Genomic DNA, 17,214 nt, shown 5'->3' on the forward strand with positions numbered 1-17,214 from the left:
ATAATGTGATGTGGATCACCGTTTGGTTTACGCCAAACCGATCAGGGCAGGCGCGCCTCCGGAGCGAACCCGTTCAGTACTTCAACTATTGCGGCGGTCCGCGGTCCGATGCCGTGCCGCTCCACGACCCGCCGGCGGGGGTGGCGGGTCGTTTTTTGGTGCGATCTGAGAGGTACATGTGGCCACATTGCGAGCCGAACGCCTGTACAAGGTGTTCGGCAGACGACCCGATGAGGCGGTGGCGCAGCTCGAGAGCGGCGCGGACCGTGAAGAGCTCCGCGCGAGCGGGACGACAGCAGCGGTCATCGATGCCTCCTTCACCGTCGAGGAGGGTCAGATCTTCGTCGTCATGGGTCTGTCCGGATCCGGTAAGTCCACGCTGCTGCGCATGCTGAACGGGCTGCTGGAGCCGACCGCGGGACGCGTGCTCTTCGACGACGACGACCTGACCGTGCTCAGCCCCAAGGACCTGCGCGAGGTGCGGTCCCGCAAGATCAGCATGGTCTTCCAGCACTTCGCCCTCTTCCCGCACCGCAGCGTGCTGGAGAACGCCGCCTACGGCCTCGAGGTGCAGGGTGTGCCGCGCGAGGAGCGCGTCCGGCGCGCCACCGAGGCGCTGGAGATGGTGGGCCTGGCCGGCTGGGAGAAGTCCTGGCCCGATGAGCTCTCCGGTGGTATGCAGCAGCGCGTCGGGCTCGCCCGCGCCCTGGCCACCGACGCCGACATGCTGCTGATGGACGAGTCCTTCAGCGCGCTCGACCCGCTGATCCGGCGCGATATGCAGGACCAGCTGCTCCAGCTGCAGAAGCGGCTCAAGAAGACCATCGTCTTCATCACCCACGACCTGAACGAGGCCATGCGGCTCGGCGACCGTATCGCCGTGATGCGCGACGGCCAGATCGTGCAGATCGGCACCGCCGAGGACATCCTGGTCACCCCGGCCAACGACTACGTCGCCTCCTTCACCCAGGACGTCGACCGCAGCCGGGTGCTCACCGCCGGCGCGATCATGGCCGAACCGAGCGAGGCGCTGGGCAGCGAGACCGACGACGGGACCACGCTCCGTACCGAGCAGGACGTGCTGGCGGCCGCCCCCGCCACCGTCCCCGAGTCCACGCCGATCATCGAGCTGTTCCGGCCCTGTTCGCGCAGCGGGGTCGCGGTCGCCGTCACCGACGACGACGGTGCGCTGGTCGGCGTCGTCACCCGCGCCCGGCTGCTCGCCGTCCTCGGCGAGCCGGACTCCGGACCCGACGGCGCACAGCCGCCGGCCGGTGACACCCCGGACGCGCCCGAGGCCGCCAAGAAGGTGATCACCGGTGCCTAGGCTTCAGCTCGGCGACTGGATCAACTCCGGCGTCAACTGGCTCCGAGACAATCTGAGCTGGCTCTTCGACTTCATCTCCAGCGTCGTGCAGGGCATGTACGACGGGCTGAACACCGTGCTCAGCGGCCCCGAGCCGCTGCTGTTCGCGGGCATCCTGGCGCTGCTCGCCTGGTGGCTGCGCGGACTGCTGCCGGCCGTGCTCGCCTTCCTGGGATTCGCCCTCATCGACTCGATCGAGTTGTGGGGCGAGGCGATGAACACCCTCGCACTGGTGCTGGTCGCCGGTGTGATCACCATCGTGTTCGCGGTGCCGCTGGGCATCTGGGCCTCGCGCAACCGCGCGGTGAGCGCCGTGATCCGTCCGGTGCTGGACTTCATGCAGACGATGCCCGCCTTCGTCTACCTGATCCCCGGCATCTTCTTCTTCGGCCTCGGGGTGGTCCCCGGCGTCGTCGCCACCGTCATCTTCTCGATGCCCCCGGGCGTCCGCATGACGGAACTGGGTATCCGGCAGGTGGATGCGGAGCTGGTCGAGGCGGCCGACGCCTTCGGCACCCATCCGCGCCGCACCCTCCTGCGCGTCCAGCTCCCGCTGGCCCTGCCCACCATCATGGCGGGCGTCAACCAGGTGATCATGCTGGCGCTGTCCATGGTCGTCATCGCCGGCATGGTCGGCGCCGAGGGCCTGGGCTCCACCGTCTTCCAGGCGATCAGCTCCGTCGACGTCGCCATGGGCTTCGAGGGCGGTATCGCGGTGGTCATCCTGGCCATGTACCTGGACCGGATGACCAGCGCGCTCAACCAGCGCGTCTCCCCGCTGGCCCGCCGTGCGCTGGCCAAGGAGAAGGCCAAGGCGCTCAGCGGCCTCAAGGTGCTGCACTGGCGTCCGGCGACCTCCGTCGCCATGGTCGGCGTCGTCGTCCTGGCGCTGGTCGCCGGCGGCATGAGCATGTTCGGCGGCGACGACAAGGGACCCGAGGTCTCCGCCAACGTCGGCAAGGGCCAGTCGGTCAACATCGGCTACATCAACTGGGACGAGGGCGTCGCCTCCACCTTCCTGTGGAAGGAGCTCCTGGAGCAGCGCGGCTTCAAGCCCAAGGTCCAGTCGTACGACGTCGGCGCGCTGTACACCGGTATGGCCGCGGGCAACATCGACTTCGAGACGGACTCCTGGCTGCCCACCACCCACGCCTCCTACTGGGCGAAGTACAAGGACAAGCTGGAGAACCTCGGCTCCTGGTACGGACCCACCTCCCTGGAGGTCGCGGTGCCCTCGTACGTCAAGGGCGTCAAGACCCTGGAGGACCTGGAGAAGAAGTCCAGCACCTTCAAGAAGAAGATCACCGGCATCGAGCCCGGCGCCGGTGAGATGAAGCTGATGCAGGACAAGGTCATGCCGGGCTACGGCCTGAACAAGAACTTCTCCCTGGTCAAGGGCTCCACCGCGGCCATGCTCTCCCAGCTGGACCGCTCCTACGCCAAGAAGGAGCCGATCGCGGTCACCCTGTGGTCCCCGCACTGGGCGTACAACAAGTACGACCTCATCAAGCTGAAGGACCCCAAGGGCGCCTTCGGCAAGGGCGACCGCATCGACTCCCTGGCGCGCAAGGGCTTCTCCAAGGACAACCCGCAGGTCGCCAAGTGGATCAAGGACTTCAAGCTGGACGAGAAGCAGCTCACCAGCCTGGAGGCGGCGATCCAGGACGCCGGTAAGGGCAAGGAGCAGCAGGGCGTGCGCGCCTGGCTGAAGCAGAACCCGGGCATGGCCAATAAGCTCGCCCCGGTGCCCGGCGGCGCCGACCAGAAGGGCAAGGACGCGGGCGCCGCGCCGATGATCGGCTACTTCCCGTGGGACGAGGACATCGCCACCACCTACCTGTGGAAGAACGTCCTCGAGCGGCGTGGCTACAAGCCGGAGATCAAGCAGTACGACGTCGGCTCGATGTTCACCGGTATGAGCACCGGACAGGTCGATGTCGAGTTCGACGGCTGGCTACCGGTCGCCCAGAAGCAGTACTGGGACAGATACAAGAAGAACCTGGTAGATGTCGGGTCGTGGTACGACAAGACCTCCCTGGAGATCGCGGTGCCGTCCTACGTCAAGGACGTGAAGTCGCTCGCCGACCTCAAGGGGAAGTCCGGCACCTTCGGCGGCAAGATCGTCGGTATCGAGCCCGGGACCGGCGAGATGAAGCTCCTGAAGGGCAATGTGCTCAAGCAGTACGGCCTGGACAAGGAGTACAAGGTCAGTGACGGCTCCTCGCCGGCGATGCTGGCCGAGCTGGAGCGCTCGTACGCCAAGAAGGAGCCGGTCGCGGTCGTCCTGTGGACCCCGCACTGGGCCTACAGCAAGTACAAGCTGACCAAGCTCGCCGACCCGAAGAAGGCCTTCGGGGCCAGCAACCAGCTCCACACGCTGGCCAACAAGTCCTTCCCGAAGAAGTTCCCCGAGTTCAACGGGTGGCTGAAGAAGTGGCACATGACCGAGAAGGAACTCGCGAGCCTGGAGGCGTCGATCCAGGACGCCGGTAAGGGCAACGAGGAGAAGGGCGTCCAGAAGTGGATGGACGCCCACCCCGGCATCGTCGACAAGATGGCGCCGGTGGCTTCCTGACCTGCCACCAGGTGGTCCGCTGACCCACGGCGGACCCCACGCACACACCGCGGCCCGGAGCATCTCGCTCCGGGCCGCGGTGTGTGGTCCCCCGGTCCCGCGGGCGGAGAAAACCGGATGACGGCGAAGGAACCGGCCCCCTACTGTCGTATCCGTGAACGCACCTCCCGGTGCGAAGACGACGGCTACTTCGGTCGATTTGGGTTCGATTCCTGAAACACCCCGCCGGCGCGGGGTGGGAAACGTACCGTCGTCGACTCTGATCTCGGGAGGCGCGCGCACGGCATCGGAGCGCCTGGTGCGCGGGCCGCGGTTACTTCCTTTCCCAGAGCGGACCGCCGCCCACTTTCGACCTCAGGCGCTGCCGACGCACCGGTGCGCCGCCTCCCTCCAATGCCCACTCGGGGGAGAGGCATGGCAGCATGACGAAGTTCAACCGCGCCATCCGGCGCGCCACGGACACGACGACCACCACGGCCACCACGACGACCACGGCTCCGACGACCACCTATGAGGGCGCCGCCGCCGTCACCCGCGACAGCAGGTCCGAACTGGTGCTCCTGGCCGTGGTGAACATGGTCGGCGAGCAGACCTTCTACGAGTCCTCCGGCGACCGCGACGACCGCTTCCGCACCCTCGTCCGCACCGTCGCCGTCCAGGACGCCGAGTGGACCGCGCGCTTCATCACCTGGCTGCGCGGCGAGGCCCAGATGCGCACCGCCTCGCTGGTCGCCGCCGCCGAGGCCGTCGCGGCACGTCGCGCGGCCGGGCTGCACGGCGGCAACCGCCGCATCGTCGACGCCGCGTGTCTGCGCGCCGACGAGCCCGGTGAGTTCCTCGCCTACTGGACCGCCCACCACGGCCGCGCGCTGCCCAAGCCGGTCAAGCGCGGCCTCGCCGACGCCGCCCGCCGCCTCTACACCGAGCGCTCACTGCTCAAGCACGACACCGAAAGCCACGACTTCCGCTTCGCCGACGTCCTGGAGCTGGTGCACGCCGCCCCGGACCCCGAAAAGCCCTGGCAGAGCGAGCTGTTCCGGCACGCCATCGACCGCCGCCACCACCGGGACGCCGCGCCCCCGGTCTCGCTGCGCACCCTGCGCGCCCGCGCCCGGCTGACCGCCCTGCCGCAGTGGGAGCGCCGCGCCGTGCTGGAGCGGCCGGACGCCGCCGAAGCGCTCCGCACCGCCGGGATGACCTGGGAGGCACTCGCGGGCTGGCTGCAGGGGCCGATGGACGCGGTGGCCTGGCAGGCCGTACTGCCCTCGATGGGCTACATGGCGCTGCTGCGCAATCTGCGCAACCTCGACGAGGCCGGACTGCCGGACGCGGTCGCCGAGCGGATCGCGGCACGGCTGGCCGACCCGGCGGAGGTGGCCCGCTCCCGTCAGTTCCCGTACCGCTTCCTGTCCGCGTACCGGGCCGCGCCGTCACTGCGCTGGGGCCACGCCCTGGACCGGGCGCTGACCGCGGCCACGGCGGCCGTCCCGGCACTGCCGGGCCGCACCCTGGTGCTCGTGGACACCTCCGGCTCCATGCAGGCGCCGGTCTCGGGCCGCTCCCAGGTGCGCCATGTGGACATCGGCGCGCTCTTCGGGGTCGCGCTCGCACACCGCGGCTGCCAGGTGGACCTGGTCGGCTTCGCCTCCGGGCACTTCGGCCACCGGCTGACCCCGGGTGGTTCGGCGCTCCGCGACATCGAGGGATTCTGCGCGCGGATCGGCGAGGTCGGGCATGGCACGGAGACGGGGGCGGCGCTGCGGGCGGCCTACCGCGGCCACGACCGGGTGGTGATCGTCTCGGACATGCAGGCGTTCGCCGACGCTCGCGGCGGCCGGTCCGTGCCGGTATCGGAGGCCGTTCCGTCGCGGGTGCCGGTGTTCGGCGTCAACACCACCGGCTACGCGGCCACGTCCATCGACACCGGCCGGCCGAACCGGTACGAGATCGGCGGTTTCAGCGACAAGCTGTTCACGATGGTCGGGCTGCTGTCGGAGGGCGACCGGGACGGCAGCGGCGGCCGGACCGTCTGGCCGTGGGAGGCGGCGTAGATGCGGGCCTTACGGATCCCATCCCGCCCTTACGGCTCGCATCCCGGCCTTACGGCTCGCATCCCGGCCTTACGGCTCGTATCCGGCCTTGCGGAACCGCGAGACCGGCCGCGCCGTACCGTGGAGCGATGAGCTCTCGCACCCCCGTACGAAGCGTGGTGTCCCTCGTGCCCTCGCTCACCGAGGCCGTCGCCGCCACCGCGCCGGAGCTGCTGGCCGGAGTGACCGACTGGTGCACCCATCCGCCCGGCCTCGCGGCGGAGCGCATCGGCGGCACCAAGAACCCCGACACCGCCCGGATCGCCGCCCTCGCACCGGACCTCGTGATCGCCAACGAGGAGGAGAACCGCCCCTCCGACCTCGCCGCGCTGCGCGCCGCCGGTCTCGAGGTCCTGGTGACCGAAGTGCGCACCCTGGACCAGGCGTTCACCGAGCTGGAGCGGGTCCTGGTGGGCGGCTGCGGACTGGCCAGGCCCGGCTGGCTGGACGCGGCCGAGGCCGCCTGGGCGGACGTCACGGCCAGTGGCCCGGCGCGGCTGGCCGTCGTACCGGTGTGGCGGCGTCCGTGGATGGTGCTGGGCCGGGACACCTTCGCCGGCGACGTCCTGGCCCGGCTGGGCGTACGGCACCTCTACAGCACGCATCCCGAGCGCTATCCCCGCATCCCGATCGAGGAGTTGACGGCGCGGAACGCGGATCTGGTGGTGCTGCCCGACGAGCCGTACCGCTTCACGGCCGACGACGGCCCCGAGGCGTTTCCCGGCATACCGGCGGCCCTGGTCAGCGGTCGTCACCTGACCTGGTACGGCCCCTCGCTGGCCGAGGCGCCCGCCGCCCTTACGGCCGCGTTGGCGGCGGCGCGCTGACGGCGGACGCACATCCGAGCGGGTACGGCCGAGGGCGGCGGCCAGGCCTCCTCGCGCTGGCCAGGGCCTCCTCGCGCCGGCCGCACAGAGTAATGCTCGCTACGGGAGTCGATCCCGACCCCCGCGAGTCCGGACCACCCCACCACGGAGGACCCTTGCTGAACGTCATCGCCGTACCCGCGGCGCCCGAGGCGGCCCGAGCGGTCCGCGACCGCGCCGACGCGCTGATCGCCGCCCCGCTCCCGGACGACGCCGAGGTGCGCGGCGACTGGGTCCGCGCACCCGGCGCCCGCGGCGGCGCGGTGATCTATGTGCACGGCGGCGGGTTCGCCCACACCATGCCCGAGGCCGAGCGGGTGATGGCCTATCGGCTGTCGAAGGCCACCGGACGCCCCGCCCTGCGGGTGAACTACCGGCTGGCGCCCGAACACCCCTATCCCGCGGCGCTCGAGGACGTCCTGGCCGCCTGGCGAAGCGTGCTGGACGAGGGCGTCCCCGCCGCCGAGGTCGTACTCGCCGGTGAGTCGGCCGGGGCCACGCTGGTGCTGTCCGCCCTGCTGGAGATCGGGCGGACCGGCGGTCCGCGGCCCGGGGCCGCGGTCGTGGTCTCACCCGTCACCGACTTCGCCCTTACCGGTGCGTCGCTTGCCGCCAACGACGGTAAGGACGTCATGAGCCGGGCCGCCCTCGACTCCCTGCGCGCCCAGTACCTGGCCGGCGCGCCCGCCGACCAGACCCCGCAGTCGCCGCTGTACGGGGATCCGCGCGGGCTGCCGCCGCTGCTGATCGCCGTCGGCACGGATGAGGTGCTCCTGGACGACGCCCGCCGCTTCTCCGAGGCGGCCGACGCCGCCGGGGTGAGCGTGCGCCTGGAGGAGTACGCGGACATGCCACACGCCTTCCACCTGTCCGAGCCGGGCGAGGTGCTGCTGGGCCGGATCGGCCGGTGGCTCGCCGACCCGGTCCGCGTCTTCACCGTCAGCCCGCCGGACGCGGGGCCCTACGCGCTCACCGGCGGCCCCGACGGCGCCCTGTGGTTCACCCTGGTCCACCAGGGCGCGATCGGCCGCAGGGGCACGGACGGCGGGATCACCGTCCACCCCGTGGGAGCCGGACCGACGGTGATCGCCCGGGGGCCCGACGGCGCCCTGTGGTTCACCGAATACGGCACCCACCGCATCGGCCGGATCACCGTGGACGGCGCGATCTCCTCCTACGCACCGCCGACCGCCGAGGGCGGCCCGTACGGGATCGCCGCGGGCCCGGACGGGGCCATATGGTTCACGCTGTCGGGCGCCGACCGCATCGGGCGGATCACCATGGACGGCGACATCACCGAGTACCCCGCGCCCGGAGCCTTCCCGTCCGCCCTGGCGGCCGGTCCCGACGGCGCGATGTGGTGCACCCTCAACCAGGGCAACGCCATCGGCCGGATCACCATGGACGGCGTGGCGACCGTCCACCCCCTGCCGACCGAGGCCGCCGCGCCGGTGGGCATCGCCCAAGGGCCGGACGGCGCCCTGTGGTTCACCGAGATCGGCGCGGGGCAGATCGGCCGCATCACGGTGGACGGCACCGTCACCGAGTACCCGCTGCCCGACCGCGAGGCGCGGCCGCACGCCATCACCCCCGGCCCCGACGGGGCGCTGTGGTTCACCGAATGGGGCCGCGGCGGGGTCGGACGCATCACCACCGACGGCCGGATCACGGCGTACGACCTGCCCCGAGCCGACTGCGAACCGCACGGCATCGCCCCGTACGACGGCGCGCTGTGGTGCGCCCTGGAAACGGGCTCCCTGGCCAGGATCGACGTCCCCCGGTGACCGTCTCGGCCCCCTGACCCGCTCCCCGAAACCGGGTGCTGGAGCAGGCGGGGCGGGCCGGGGAGCCGAGCCCCCGCCCCACCCCGCCCGCCACCCTCAGCCCTCCACAGCGCAGCAGGAGTCGCGCCGCAACAGCCGCCCCACCTCCAGCCACTCCTCCGCCGACCGCCCGTGCGGTGCCGCCGCGGCACCGGCCCCCGGGAAGGACTCGACCAGCTCGCGCCGCTCGTACGGCACCCCACCCCGCAGCACCGACACCGTCCGTACCAGCGCGTCGAAGTCCGTGAAGGGGTCGCCGTCCACGACCGTCAGATCCGCCAGCTTCCCGACCTCCAGGGTCCCCAGGTCGCGATCGGCACCGAAGGCCCGCGCCGGGAGGATCGTCGCCGTGCGCAGCGCCTCCTGCGGCGACAGCCCGAACCGGTGCAGGGCGCGCAGGGCCAGATGCAGATGGAGGCCCACCGGCACCAGCGGCTGGTCCGTCCCCAGGGCCACCACCCCGCCCTCGGCCAGAATCCGCCGGTAGACCCCGATCTCGGTGCCCAGTGTGGTCAGTTGGGCCGCCGTCGGGGGTGTCCCGGCGAGCTGCCGTACGAGCGCGGTGTCCCACGGCGGCATCAGCCGGGTGACCCGCTCGTCCTCCGCCAGCGAGGGGTCCGCGCCCACCAGGGGCGAGGCCGTGAACGGCGTGGCGATGAGCCGGAAGTCGGAGGTCGCGGTGTAGATCTCCGCCACGTCCTGCTGGGAGTGCCCGGACGCCGTCGTGGCGTGCCCGTACTCCAGCCGCTGGGTGGCCTGCAGATGCGTCGTCAGGTCCTGCCCGAGCTGTATGCCCGGTGAGCACAGATGGCTGCCGGTGCGCACCCCGAGCCGCTCATGCGCGAACCGGGCCGCCTCCTCCATGATCCAACCGGGGGCGCGTACATACGTCTTGACGAAGTCCCAGTCGAGCGCGGCACCCCGCTCCAAGGAGCGCCGCAGACCGTCCCGGGTGCGATGCGCACGGCCCATGCTGTACGCGACGCGCGGCCCGTCCAGCAGCTCGCCGGTGGCCAGCAGCCGCGGCCCGGCCAGGGCGCCCGCCGCGACGGCCTCCCTGAGGCGCGCCTGCTCATAGGCGAAACCACCGAGGGAAACGGCCGTGGTGATGCCGTAGGCGAGCTGCAGGGCGGTCTGGCGGCCGCCATAGGTGTACTGCCAGGGGTGGGTGTGGGCGTCCCACAGCCCCGGGACGACGGTGCGTTCGGAGGCGTCGACGCGCCGCTTCGCGGGCCGCCCGGCCCGGTGGGCCTCCACGGCCGCGATGCGTCCGCCGCGCACCACGATGTCCACGTCCTCGCGGACCGTGCCGCCCTTACGGCCGTCACGACCGGCGCCGCCCTCGCCCCCGGTGCCGTCCCAGAACCGTCCGGCATGCACGACGGTGTCCGCGGGGCGCGGCCGCCGGTGGTCCAGCGGGACGCGGACCGTGCGGGCGGTGCCGCGCTCGACGTCCAGCAGCCGCAGCCGGCCCGCCGACAGATACAGGACGTGGCGGGAGTCGCCGGACCAGGAGGGATGGTCGGCGGCCTCGTCGGTCAGCCGGCGCGGCGCGCCGTCGGGGGTGCCGTCCGCCCGCACCGGCAGCAGCCACAGGGCGGACTCGACGATGAGCGCCATGTGGCGGCCATCGGGGGACCAGACCGGTCCGGAGTCATAGCGGTCGGAGAGGGAGGTGTGCGGTGCGACGGCATGCTGCCCCGTCTTACCGGTGTCGGTGTCGATCACCCGGATCAGGTTGTAGCCCTCGCGGAACCGCTGATTCAGCCGGTTGCGATCGCACAGGGCGACATAGCGCCCGTCGGGTGACCAGCTCGGCCGGCCGGGCAGTCCGCCGGCGCCCATCGGCGCGGCGAGCACCCGTTCCGTACCGGCGTCGAGATCCCGCAGAACCAGGTTTCCCGACATGTCGACACAGGCGAGCCGCTTGCCGTCGGGGGAGAGCGCCGGATGCACCCTGCCGCCGGAGGCCAGCACGGTCTCCTCACCCGAGGCGAGGTCCCGGCGGCGCGCGGCCAGCAGCCCGTCGCGGTCGTCGGCGTACACCAGGGCGCGCCCGTCGGGCGTCCAGGTAGGGGCCAGCAGATACCGGGTGGGGGCCGCCCGTACGACCCGGCGCGGGGCGCGGCCGCCGGAGACATCGGCGACCCAGAGGGAGTTGAGGGCGGCGAAGGCCACCTTACGGCCGTCAGGAGAGAGCGCGGGCAGATGCAGCCCGCGCACCGGCCGCACCCCGCCACCGTCGAAGTCGTACCGCTTGACGCGATACCGGGGCCGGTTCACCGGGAGGGTGGCGGAGAAGGGGATCTCCTCGTACGCGACGTCCTTACGGTCGGACTTACGGTCCGACTTACGGCCGGATGCCTCACCGGCTCCGGCTCCGGCACCGGCACCGGCACCGGCCGCGCCGGAGCGTACCGCCGGGGACATCCGGAACACGCGGAACCGCCCGTCGACGGTGAGCAGCAGCTCGTCCCGCGACACCCAACGCGGCGGCACGGGCTGCACATCCCCCGCGATCGCCACCGGTTCGCCGGCCACGACCAGCGTGCAGGAGGCGGCGGGAGCGGCCGTGGTCCGCAGATAGGCGAGATGGCCGTCCGCCGACACGGACGGCGTCATCACCTGGGCGTCGGCGGTGGGATCGGTGTGCTCGGCCGTGACCGGCCCGGTGCCGTCGGCCCGTACGGAGGCGACCGTACGGGCGTTCAGCGTCGTCCCGGCGAGTGCGCCGCGCACGAACAGCACCCGCGCGCCGTCCGCGGACCAGGCGGGGTCGAAGTCCTCCCAGGCGCCGTCCTGGAGCGGCCCGTCCTGGCCGTCCGCGCCCGTGAGCCGGGTGAGCTCACCGCTGGCCACCTCCAGGACCCAGATCCGGTACGGGCTGCCCGCCACGGGGTCGCCGCCGCGCTCGGAGGCGAACGCGATCCGGGTGCCGTCGGGCGACCAGGCCGGACCGCGGTCGTCCCACGGACCATCCGTTCGCTGCCGCAAACCTGAGCCGTCGGGGCGCAGCGTCCAGATATGGAATCCGCCGCCCCGGTAGGCGCAGACGGCCAGCAGCTTTCCATCGGGGGAGTAGACCGGCCGGGTGGGCTCCAGATCGGCCGGTGTGAGCGATATGGCCTCGCCACCCTTACGGGCGACCGACCACAGGACGTTCTGGACCTCGGCGATCATGCGGTCGCCGGACGGGGAGAGGGTCGCGGCGCCGTTGGTGGCGGCGGTGAAGGAGAGCGAGCCCGGCCGGGCCGGTGCGGCGGCGGCCGTCTCGAAGGGCAGGGTGGCCGCGGTGGCGGCGGCGGTGCCCGCGGCGGCGGCCTGCAGAAAACGCCGCCGCGACAGGGCGGAGGCGGCTGGGGAGCCGTCCGCCGAGGCGTCTGCCGAGGCGTCTGCGGAGGCGGGGGAGAGCGAAGCGTCGTGCGTGTCCAACGGTCCTCCTGGAGCAAGGGAGTTGCATGGATCAGGAGTCGATACGCGGTACCAAGCCCTTGATCGTTACACCCCCCATGCCCCGGAGGACAAGAGCGCGTCGATGCCCTTGGCTTGCGGGCCCGGCAAAGGGAGAGTGGGCTTCCGTCCGCACCACCCCGACTCACACCAGACCCACCAGACCGACTTACACAGACCGACCAGCACCACATCGATGTGCACCAGATCGATGAGCGCCAGATCGATGAGCACCAGGAGATGAGACGGCATGTCCGACGGCGGTATCACCCACCGCACCGACCATCTGCCCATGCCCGACGGTGTGCGGGTCGCGACCTACACCTGGCTGCCGGAGAACGGCGCCCCGCGCGCGATCGTCCAGATCGCGCATGGCGCCGCCGAACATGCCCGGCGCTACGACCGGTTCGCCCGCTTCCTCGCCGCGCACGGCTATGCGGTGGTCGCCTCGGACCACCGCGGCCACGGAGCCACCGCCGAGTCGACGGGCGGGTTCGGCGTCGTGGGCGAGGAGGGCGACAGCTGGCGGGCGATCGTCTCGGACCTGCGCGCCATCGGCGACCGCGCCCGGGCCGCGCACCCCGGTGCGCCCCTGGTCCTGCTCGGCCACAGCATGGGTTCGATGCTGGCCCGCGACTGCGCCCAGGAGTACGGCGAGGAACTGGCCGGACTGATCCTCTCCGGGACCTTCCGCTCCCTGCCGGGGAGCGAGACCGAGGAGGCGCTGGCGGGCATCGCCGAGGAGATCGCGGATCGGGGCCGGACCGCCCCGTCCACCTTCATCCCCACCCTCTTCGCCTCGTTCAACGACCCGTACGAGTCGGTCCAGGACCGGACGGGCTTCGAGTGGCTTTCGCGCGACCCGGCGGAGGTGGCCGCGTACGTGGCGGACGAGCGGTGCGGCTTCGCGTTCAGCGCCGGGCTGTCCCTGGACTGGGTCCATGGCGTCCGTAAGATCAACGACCCGCGTCACCAGGCCCGTATCCCGGCCGCGCTGCCGGTGCATCTGGCGGTGGGCACCGAGGACCCGTGCAACCAGGGGATGACGCTCGTCTACGAACTCCTGGAGGACTTCCGCTACGGCGGCACGCGGGAGCTGAGCTGGAAGGGATACCAGGGGGCCCGGCACGAGATCCTCAACGAGACCAACCGGGACGAGGTCCAGCAGGACCTGCTGACCTGGCTGGAAAAGGACCTCTGAACCGTGGGCCGCCCGGCCCCGGCGGAACCACCGCCTCAGCGGAGGAAGCCGGAGATCCGCTCGCGCAAGGACGCCGGGTCCAGCCCCTGACCCGCGAGATGCTCGTCGATCGTGCCGTACCGCCGCAGCTCACGCCGGGGGATGCCCAGGCCGAGCACCCGATGCGGGCGATCGCCGAGCGCGTCGTTGACGGCGGCGGTCGAGGTGCCCGCGAGATACGGCTCGACGAGCACGACATCGCCCGCCGCCCCGGCACCTGCGTGCAGCGTCCGCGCGTCAAAGGGCCGCACCGTAGTGGCGTAGAGCACGGTCACATCCAGCCCCTCGACGGCCGTGAGCACACTGTCGAGCATGGGCCCGACCGCGATCACCACGCCGCCGCGCCCCTCCCGTACGGTCAGGAAGCGGCCGGGGGCGATGTCCCGCGGGGCGAGGTTGGAGTGCGCCGACAGCCGTACGTACACCGAGTCATCACCGGCGGCGGCCGCGTCCCGCAACAGGGTCTCGGCCTCGTCCGGATGGCCGGGCACATGGACGGTCCAGCCGTCGAGCGTGTCCAGCAGGGCCACATCGCCGGGAGCCATATGGGTATAGCCGCCCGCGGGCCAGTCGTATGAACCGGCCGCGCTCACCAGCACCCCGCCCACGCCCTGATGCCCGAAGTCCAGCTTGACCTGCTCAAAGGGCCGCTCGACCAGAAAGCTGGCGAAGGTGTGCAGAATTGGCCGCAACCCGGTCAGGGCCAGTCCACCGCCGACGCCGACCAGCAGCTGCTCGCGGATGCCGACGTTGATCACCCGGTCGGGATGCGCCTGGGCCGCGTCCGTGAAGCCGTCCTTACCGATCTCCGCCAGCACCACGGCCAGCCGGGGGTCGTCGTCGAGAAGGCGGGAGACGGTGGTGGCGTAACGCTCACGCATGGTGTCCATCGAAGACAGTTCCTCTCACGTGGAGAAAGAATTCAGACCTTGGCCTCGACCCGGGCCACCACGGCATGCGGCCGCCCCGGGTGCGGCTTGGTGTAGGCCTCGTACAGCGCCTGGTGATCACGCCCGTCCACGGTCGCCGTGGACCACCCCGCGGCCTCGAAGCGCGCGGCGATGCCCCCGGGCCGGCCATGGGTGGCGGAGGCGTTGTCGACAACGACCGTGTGCAGCCGCTCCAGTCCGACGGCCCCCGCGTAGGCGATCGCCTCGTGATTGCTGCCCTCGTCCAGCTCGGCGTCGCCGACGAGCACCCACACCGCCGCCCCGGAGAGCCCCTGCGCCCGCAACCCGAGCGCACTCCCCACGGCCAACGGCAACCCATGCCCGAGCGAGCCACTGCTGATCTCGGCACCCGGCACAAGCACCCGATCCGGATGGTGCCCCAGCGGCGACCCGTACGCCCCGAACCCCGGCAGCAGCGACTCGGGCAGAAACCCCTTGGCTGCGAGCACGGCGTAGTACGCCATCGGCCCGTGCCCCTTGGACAGCAGAAACCGATCCCGGCCCGGAGCATCCACGGCCTCCGGCGAGACCCGCAGCACCCGGTCGTAGAGCACCCAGACCACATCAAGCGTCGAGGTCGCGGCCGGCCCGTGCTTCTCGTCCCCGGTCATCAGACTCATCAGCCGAGGAAGATCGTCGTACCCCTGTGCGGTGTGAACGTCGGTGAAGGTCATAGACCGAGCCTGCAACTTAAACCAAACTTCAAGTCAACCCCCACTCTCCCTCCAACGCCGCCGCCCCGGCCCCCACCCGCTAACGCTGGGCAACCACCCCATCCCACCGAGCGACCACCCCAGCTGATCCCGCCGGACTCCCGATCTTCACCCGGGGGTGGCAGCAGCCACCCCCTGAGGTGCGGTATTGTTCTTCATGCGCGGTCGGCGAGGGAAAGCCCAAGCCGAACGAGCACCGGGACGTGGCGCAGCTTGGTAGCGCACTTGACTGGGGGTCAAGGGGTCGCAGGTTCAAATCCTGTCGTCCCGACCAGCGTTTTCGCAGGTCGGAGGCCGTTTTCTCAGAGATGGGAAAGCGGCCTTTTGCGTGTTGTAGTGGCTGGTGGTCGCATTGTGGTCGCGGTCGCTTGTTGGGGTCGGGATGCGGTGGGTGAAGTAGCGGTGATGGTGGGGGAGTAGGTCCGTTTCCAGAGGTGGTGGGGCCGGTTTCGGTGGTCGCGGTGTGGTCGCGGTCGCGGCCGGGGTGGCCAGTGTCGGCGGATGCCACCCGTGTGGCCGGTGTCGGCTTTGGTGAGTGCTGTGTCGATGGCTTCTACGGCGTCGCGGGCGGCTTGCCGGGTGAGGTGGGAGTAGATGTTGGCGGTGGTGGAGAGGGTGGAGTGCCGCAGGGTCTTGGAGACGGTGAGGAGGGGGATGCCTGCGGTGATGGGGACGGTCGCGGCGAGGTGGCGCAGGTCGTGCAGGGTGATGATGGGGACTTTGGCCTGGGCTGCGAGTCGTTTGAAGTGGCCCGGGACCAGGCCGGAGAACAGATCGTCGGGCTTCGGTGCAGCAGGGGTGAGTGGGGCCTGGTGTTGGAGGGCGGTTGCGACGCGTGGGGAGATGGCGACCCAGTTTTTGCTGCTGCGGGTTTTGGGGGTGGTGATGACGAGGCGGCTGTTGTTGATGGCGGAGAGGGCGTAGCGGACGTAGAGGACTTGTTCGTCGAGGTGGACGTCGGTCCAGTGGAGGCCGAGCGCTTCGCCTTTGCGCATGCCGGTGCCGATGAGGACTTCGACGAAATCGGCCATCAGGGGGTCGGCATCGTGGCAGTGACGCAGGAATCGGGCGGCTTCTTCTGGTGTCCAGATGGTGCGCTCGGCGGCCGGTGGGCGGGGGAGAACGGAGGACTTTGCGGGGTTGTGGACGAGACGGCGTTGGCGGACGGCGTGGCCGAGCGCGCTGGAGAGTGTGGCGAGGCAGCGGTGGAGGGTGACTCGGCCGCGGCCGGTGTTGAGTTGGGCGCGGGTGAAGCCGGCGATGTGGCGGTAGGCGAGGTCGTCGAGTCTGAGTGTGCCGAGTGCGGGGATGAGGTCGTGGGTGACGTAGTCGCGGTAGCGGACCAGGGTGGTCGGTTTGAGGGTGAGGGCTTGGCGTCGAGCCAGGTGGTGAGGTAGTCGGCGACGGTCTGGTTCGGATCGGCGTTGAAGCCACCGGCCTCGCCCTCGAGTAGCCGCCGCAGCGCGGACCGGGCGGCGTCTTCGGAGGGGAAGCCGCCGCGGCGGATGGTGGTGCGTTTGCCCGCAGGCGCGGGCAGGTCCACGGCGAAGGTCCAGGTGCCATGATCGCGATCGCCGGCGAGTTGGGGGCAGCGCGTGCCGAGCTGGTGATGCTGGGCGTCCCGGCAGCCGCAGCGCCGGTAGACACGGCCCCGGTCGGCAGAGGAGCGCATGATGATCGCCTCCCGAATGTGGAGCAAAGTGCCGACACACCCAGTTTGAACCGGGTGAGCTCACACATGCGACCACCCGGCCTGCAGAGCGCGTCTGACCTGCGGTGATCCCTTGTCGCGGCGACAAGTGCGGCGTGGGCCAGCCAGCGTTTGTATGGACAGGTTGAATGTGATGGTCAGGAAATAATGTGCCAAGCGGCTCAGGTGATCAAGATGGCGCGACGGTCCTCAGGCGCATCGCCGCGAACATGCTGGTCACGCAAATAAGCCAATCGGACGGCGGACCGTCACGCCTCAGTGCCCACCAAGTTCCGCACGTGCTCGTACACGATCAAACACGTCGCTCGTGCGAAGAGGTGTGGTGGCCAGCCGAAGGCTTCTCGTATGGGCGCTGGGTAGCTTGAAATCGCCCCCAAGCGCCGCGAGGCGCACGAATCACTCTTGACGCTGTGCCTTTATGTTGGATCTA

Annotated in this window: 12 protein-coding genes, 1 tRNA gene and 1 pseudogene; 9 read left to right on the plus strand and 5 right to left on the minus strand. The window is 70.9% G+C overall.

The window, feature by feature from the left end; all coding sequences use genetic code 11:
* Window positions 1–178: 178 nt before the first annotated feature.
* The 6 genes and pseudogenes from J8403_RS34225 to J8403_RS43935 all read left to right on the plus strand — a co-directional run bounded on the left by J8403_RS34225 (window position 179) and on the right by J8403_RS43935 (window position 8,681).
* Window positions 179–1,327, plus strand: a complete 1,149-nt coding sequence (locus J8403_RS34225) for a quaternary amine ABC transporter ATP-binding protein (protein ID WP_211126525.1) — start codon at window positions 179–181, stop codon at window positions 1,325–1,327.
* Window positions 1,320–3,941 (plus strand): ABC transporter permease/substrate binding protein, encoded by a 2,622-nt coding sequence (locus J8403_RS34230; protein ID WP_211126526.1) that lies wholly within the window; start codon window positions 1,320–1,322, stop codon window positions 3,939–3,941. The genes J8403_RS34225 and J8403_RS34230 overlap by 8 nt, the downstream gene beginning before the upstream one ends.
* 422 nt (window positions 3,942–4,363) lie before the next feature.
* Entirely contained in the window at window positions 4,364–5,992 is a 1,629-nt protein-coding gene (locus tag J8403_RS34235; RefSeq protein ID WP_211126527.1) for a TROVE domain-containing protein, read from the plus strand.
* Window positions 5,993–6,120: 128 nt separating this feature from the next.
* Window positions 6,121–6,858, plus strand: coding sequence for a helical backbone metal receptor (locus J8403_RS34240; protein ID WP_211126528.1), 738 nt, complete (start codon window positions 6,121–6,123; stop codon window positions 6,856–6,858).
* A gap of 92 nt (window positions 6,859–6,950) precedes the next feature.
* Window positions 6,951–7,751, plus strand: a pseudogene (locus J8403_RS44445) (alpha/beta hydrolase); the annotation flags it as partial.
* Between the two features lie 33 nt (window positions 7,752–7,784).
* Window positions 7,785–8,681: a Vgb family protein gene (locus J8403_RS43935; RefSeq protein ID WP_246586411.1), complete on the plus strand. Its 897-nt coding sequence runs from the start codon at window positions 7,785–7,787 to the stop codon at window positions 8,679–8,681.
* 96 nt (window positions 8,682–8,777) lie between these two features.
* Here the strand turns inward: J8403_RS43935 and J8403_RS34250 are convergent, their stop codons facing one another.
* Together J8403_RS34250 and J8403_RS34255 are read right to left on the minus strand one after the other, a co-directional pair.
* Entirely contained in the window at window positions 8,778–12,065 is a 3,288-nt protein-coding gene (locus J8403_RS34250) for an amidohydrolase family protein (protein ID WP_425519912.1), read from the minus strand.
* 153 nt (window positions 12,066–12,218) lie between these two features.
* A complete protein-coding gene (locus J8403_RS34255; protein WP_211126531.1) occupies window positions 12,219–12,422 on the minus strand; it encodes a hypothetical protein in 204 nt (67 codons plus the stop codon).
* On the opposite strand from J8403_RS34255, the gene J8403_RS34260 reads away from it, so the two are divergent.
* Entirely contained in the window at window positions 12,421–13,371 is a 951-nt protein-coding gene (locus J8403_RS34260; RefSeq protein ID WP_211126532.1) for an alpha/beta fold hydrolase, read from the plus strand. The two genes, J8403_RS34255 and J8403_RS34260, sit on opposite strands and share 2 nt — an antisense overlap.
* Before the next feature lie 35 nt (window positions 13,372–13,406).
* Here J8403_RS34260 and J8403_RS34265 read toward each other — a convergent pair whose 3' ends face one another.
* Window positions 13,407–14,300, minus strand: a complete 894-nt coding sequence (locus J8403_RS34265) for a transketolase family protein (protein WP_211126533.1) — start codon at window positions 14,298–14,300, stop codon at window positions 13,407–13,409.
* A gap of 32 nt (window positions 14,301–14,332) precedes the next feature.
* Window positions 14,333–15,034 (minus strand): thiamine pyrophosphate-dependent enzyme, encoded by a 702-nt coding sequence (locus tag J8403_RS34270; protein ID WP_211126534.1) that lies wholly within the window; start codon window positions 15,032–15,034, stop codon window positions 14,333–14,335.
* 236 nt (window positions 15,035–15,270) lie between these two features.
* Here J8403_RS34270 and J8403_RS34275 point away from each other — a divergent pair.
* A tRNA-Pro gene (locus tag J8403_RS34275) sits at window positions 15,271–15,347 on the plus strand.
* Window positions 15,348–15,375: 28 nt separating this feature from the next.
* Here the strand turns inward: J8403_RS34275 and J8403_RS34280 are convergent.
* The gene (locus tag J8403_RS34280) at window positions 15,376–16,104 is read right to left on the minus strand and encodes a site-specific integrase (protein ID WP_246586117.1); all 729 of its coding nucleotides are present in this window, start codon (window positions 16,102–16,104) and stop codon (window positions 15,376–15,378) included.
* Window positions 16,105–16,119: 15 nt separating this feature from the next.
* Between J8403_RS34280 and J8403_RS43940 the strand changes: the two genes are divergently transcribed.
* The gene (locus J8403_RS43940; protein ID WP_246586118.1) at window positions 16,120–16,470 is read left to right on the plus strand and encodes a hypothetical protein; all 351 of its coding nucleotides are present in this window, start codon (window positions 16,120–16,122) and stop codon (window positions 16,468–16,470) included.
* Window positions 16,471–17,214 lie beyond the last annotated feature (744 nt).

Origin of the sequence: Streptomyces yatensis, from assembly GCF_018069625.1 — a bacterium.
Classification (GTDB): domain Bacteria; phylum Actinomycetota; class Actinomycetes; order Streptomycetales; family Streptomycetaceae; genus Streptomyces; species Streptomyces yatensis.

Coding starts and splice junctions, on each gene's coding strand:
- J8403_RS34255 (WP_211126531.1), bottom strand. CDS start 12,422: ATGCCGTCTCATCTCCTGGTGCTCATCGATCTGGCGCTCATCGATCTG.
- J8403_RS34270 (WP_211126534.1), bottom strand. CDS start 15,034: ATGACCTTCACCGACGTTCACACCGCACAGGGGTACGACGATCTTCCT.
- J8403_RS34265 (WP_211126533.1), bottom strand. CDS start 14,300: ATGGACACCATGCGTGAGCGTTACGCCACCACCGTCTCCCGCCTTCTC.
- J8403_RS34235 (WP_211126527.1), top strand. CDS start 4,364: ATGACGAAGTTCAACCGCGCCATCCGGCGCGCCACGGACACGACGACC.
- J8403_RS34240 (WP_211126528.1), top strand. CDS start 6,121: ATGAGCTCTCGCACCCCCGTACGAAGCGTGGTGTCCCTCGTGCCCTCG.
- J8403_RS34280 (WP_246586117.1), bottom strand. CDS start 16,104: ATGGCCGATTTCGTCGAAGTCCTCATCGGCACCGGCATGCGCAAAGGC.
- J8403_RS34260 (WP_211126532.1), top strand. CDS start 12,421: ATGTCCGACGGCGGTATCACCCACCGCACCGACCATCTGCCCATGCCC.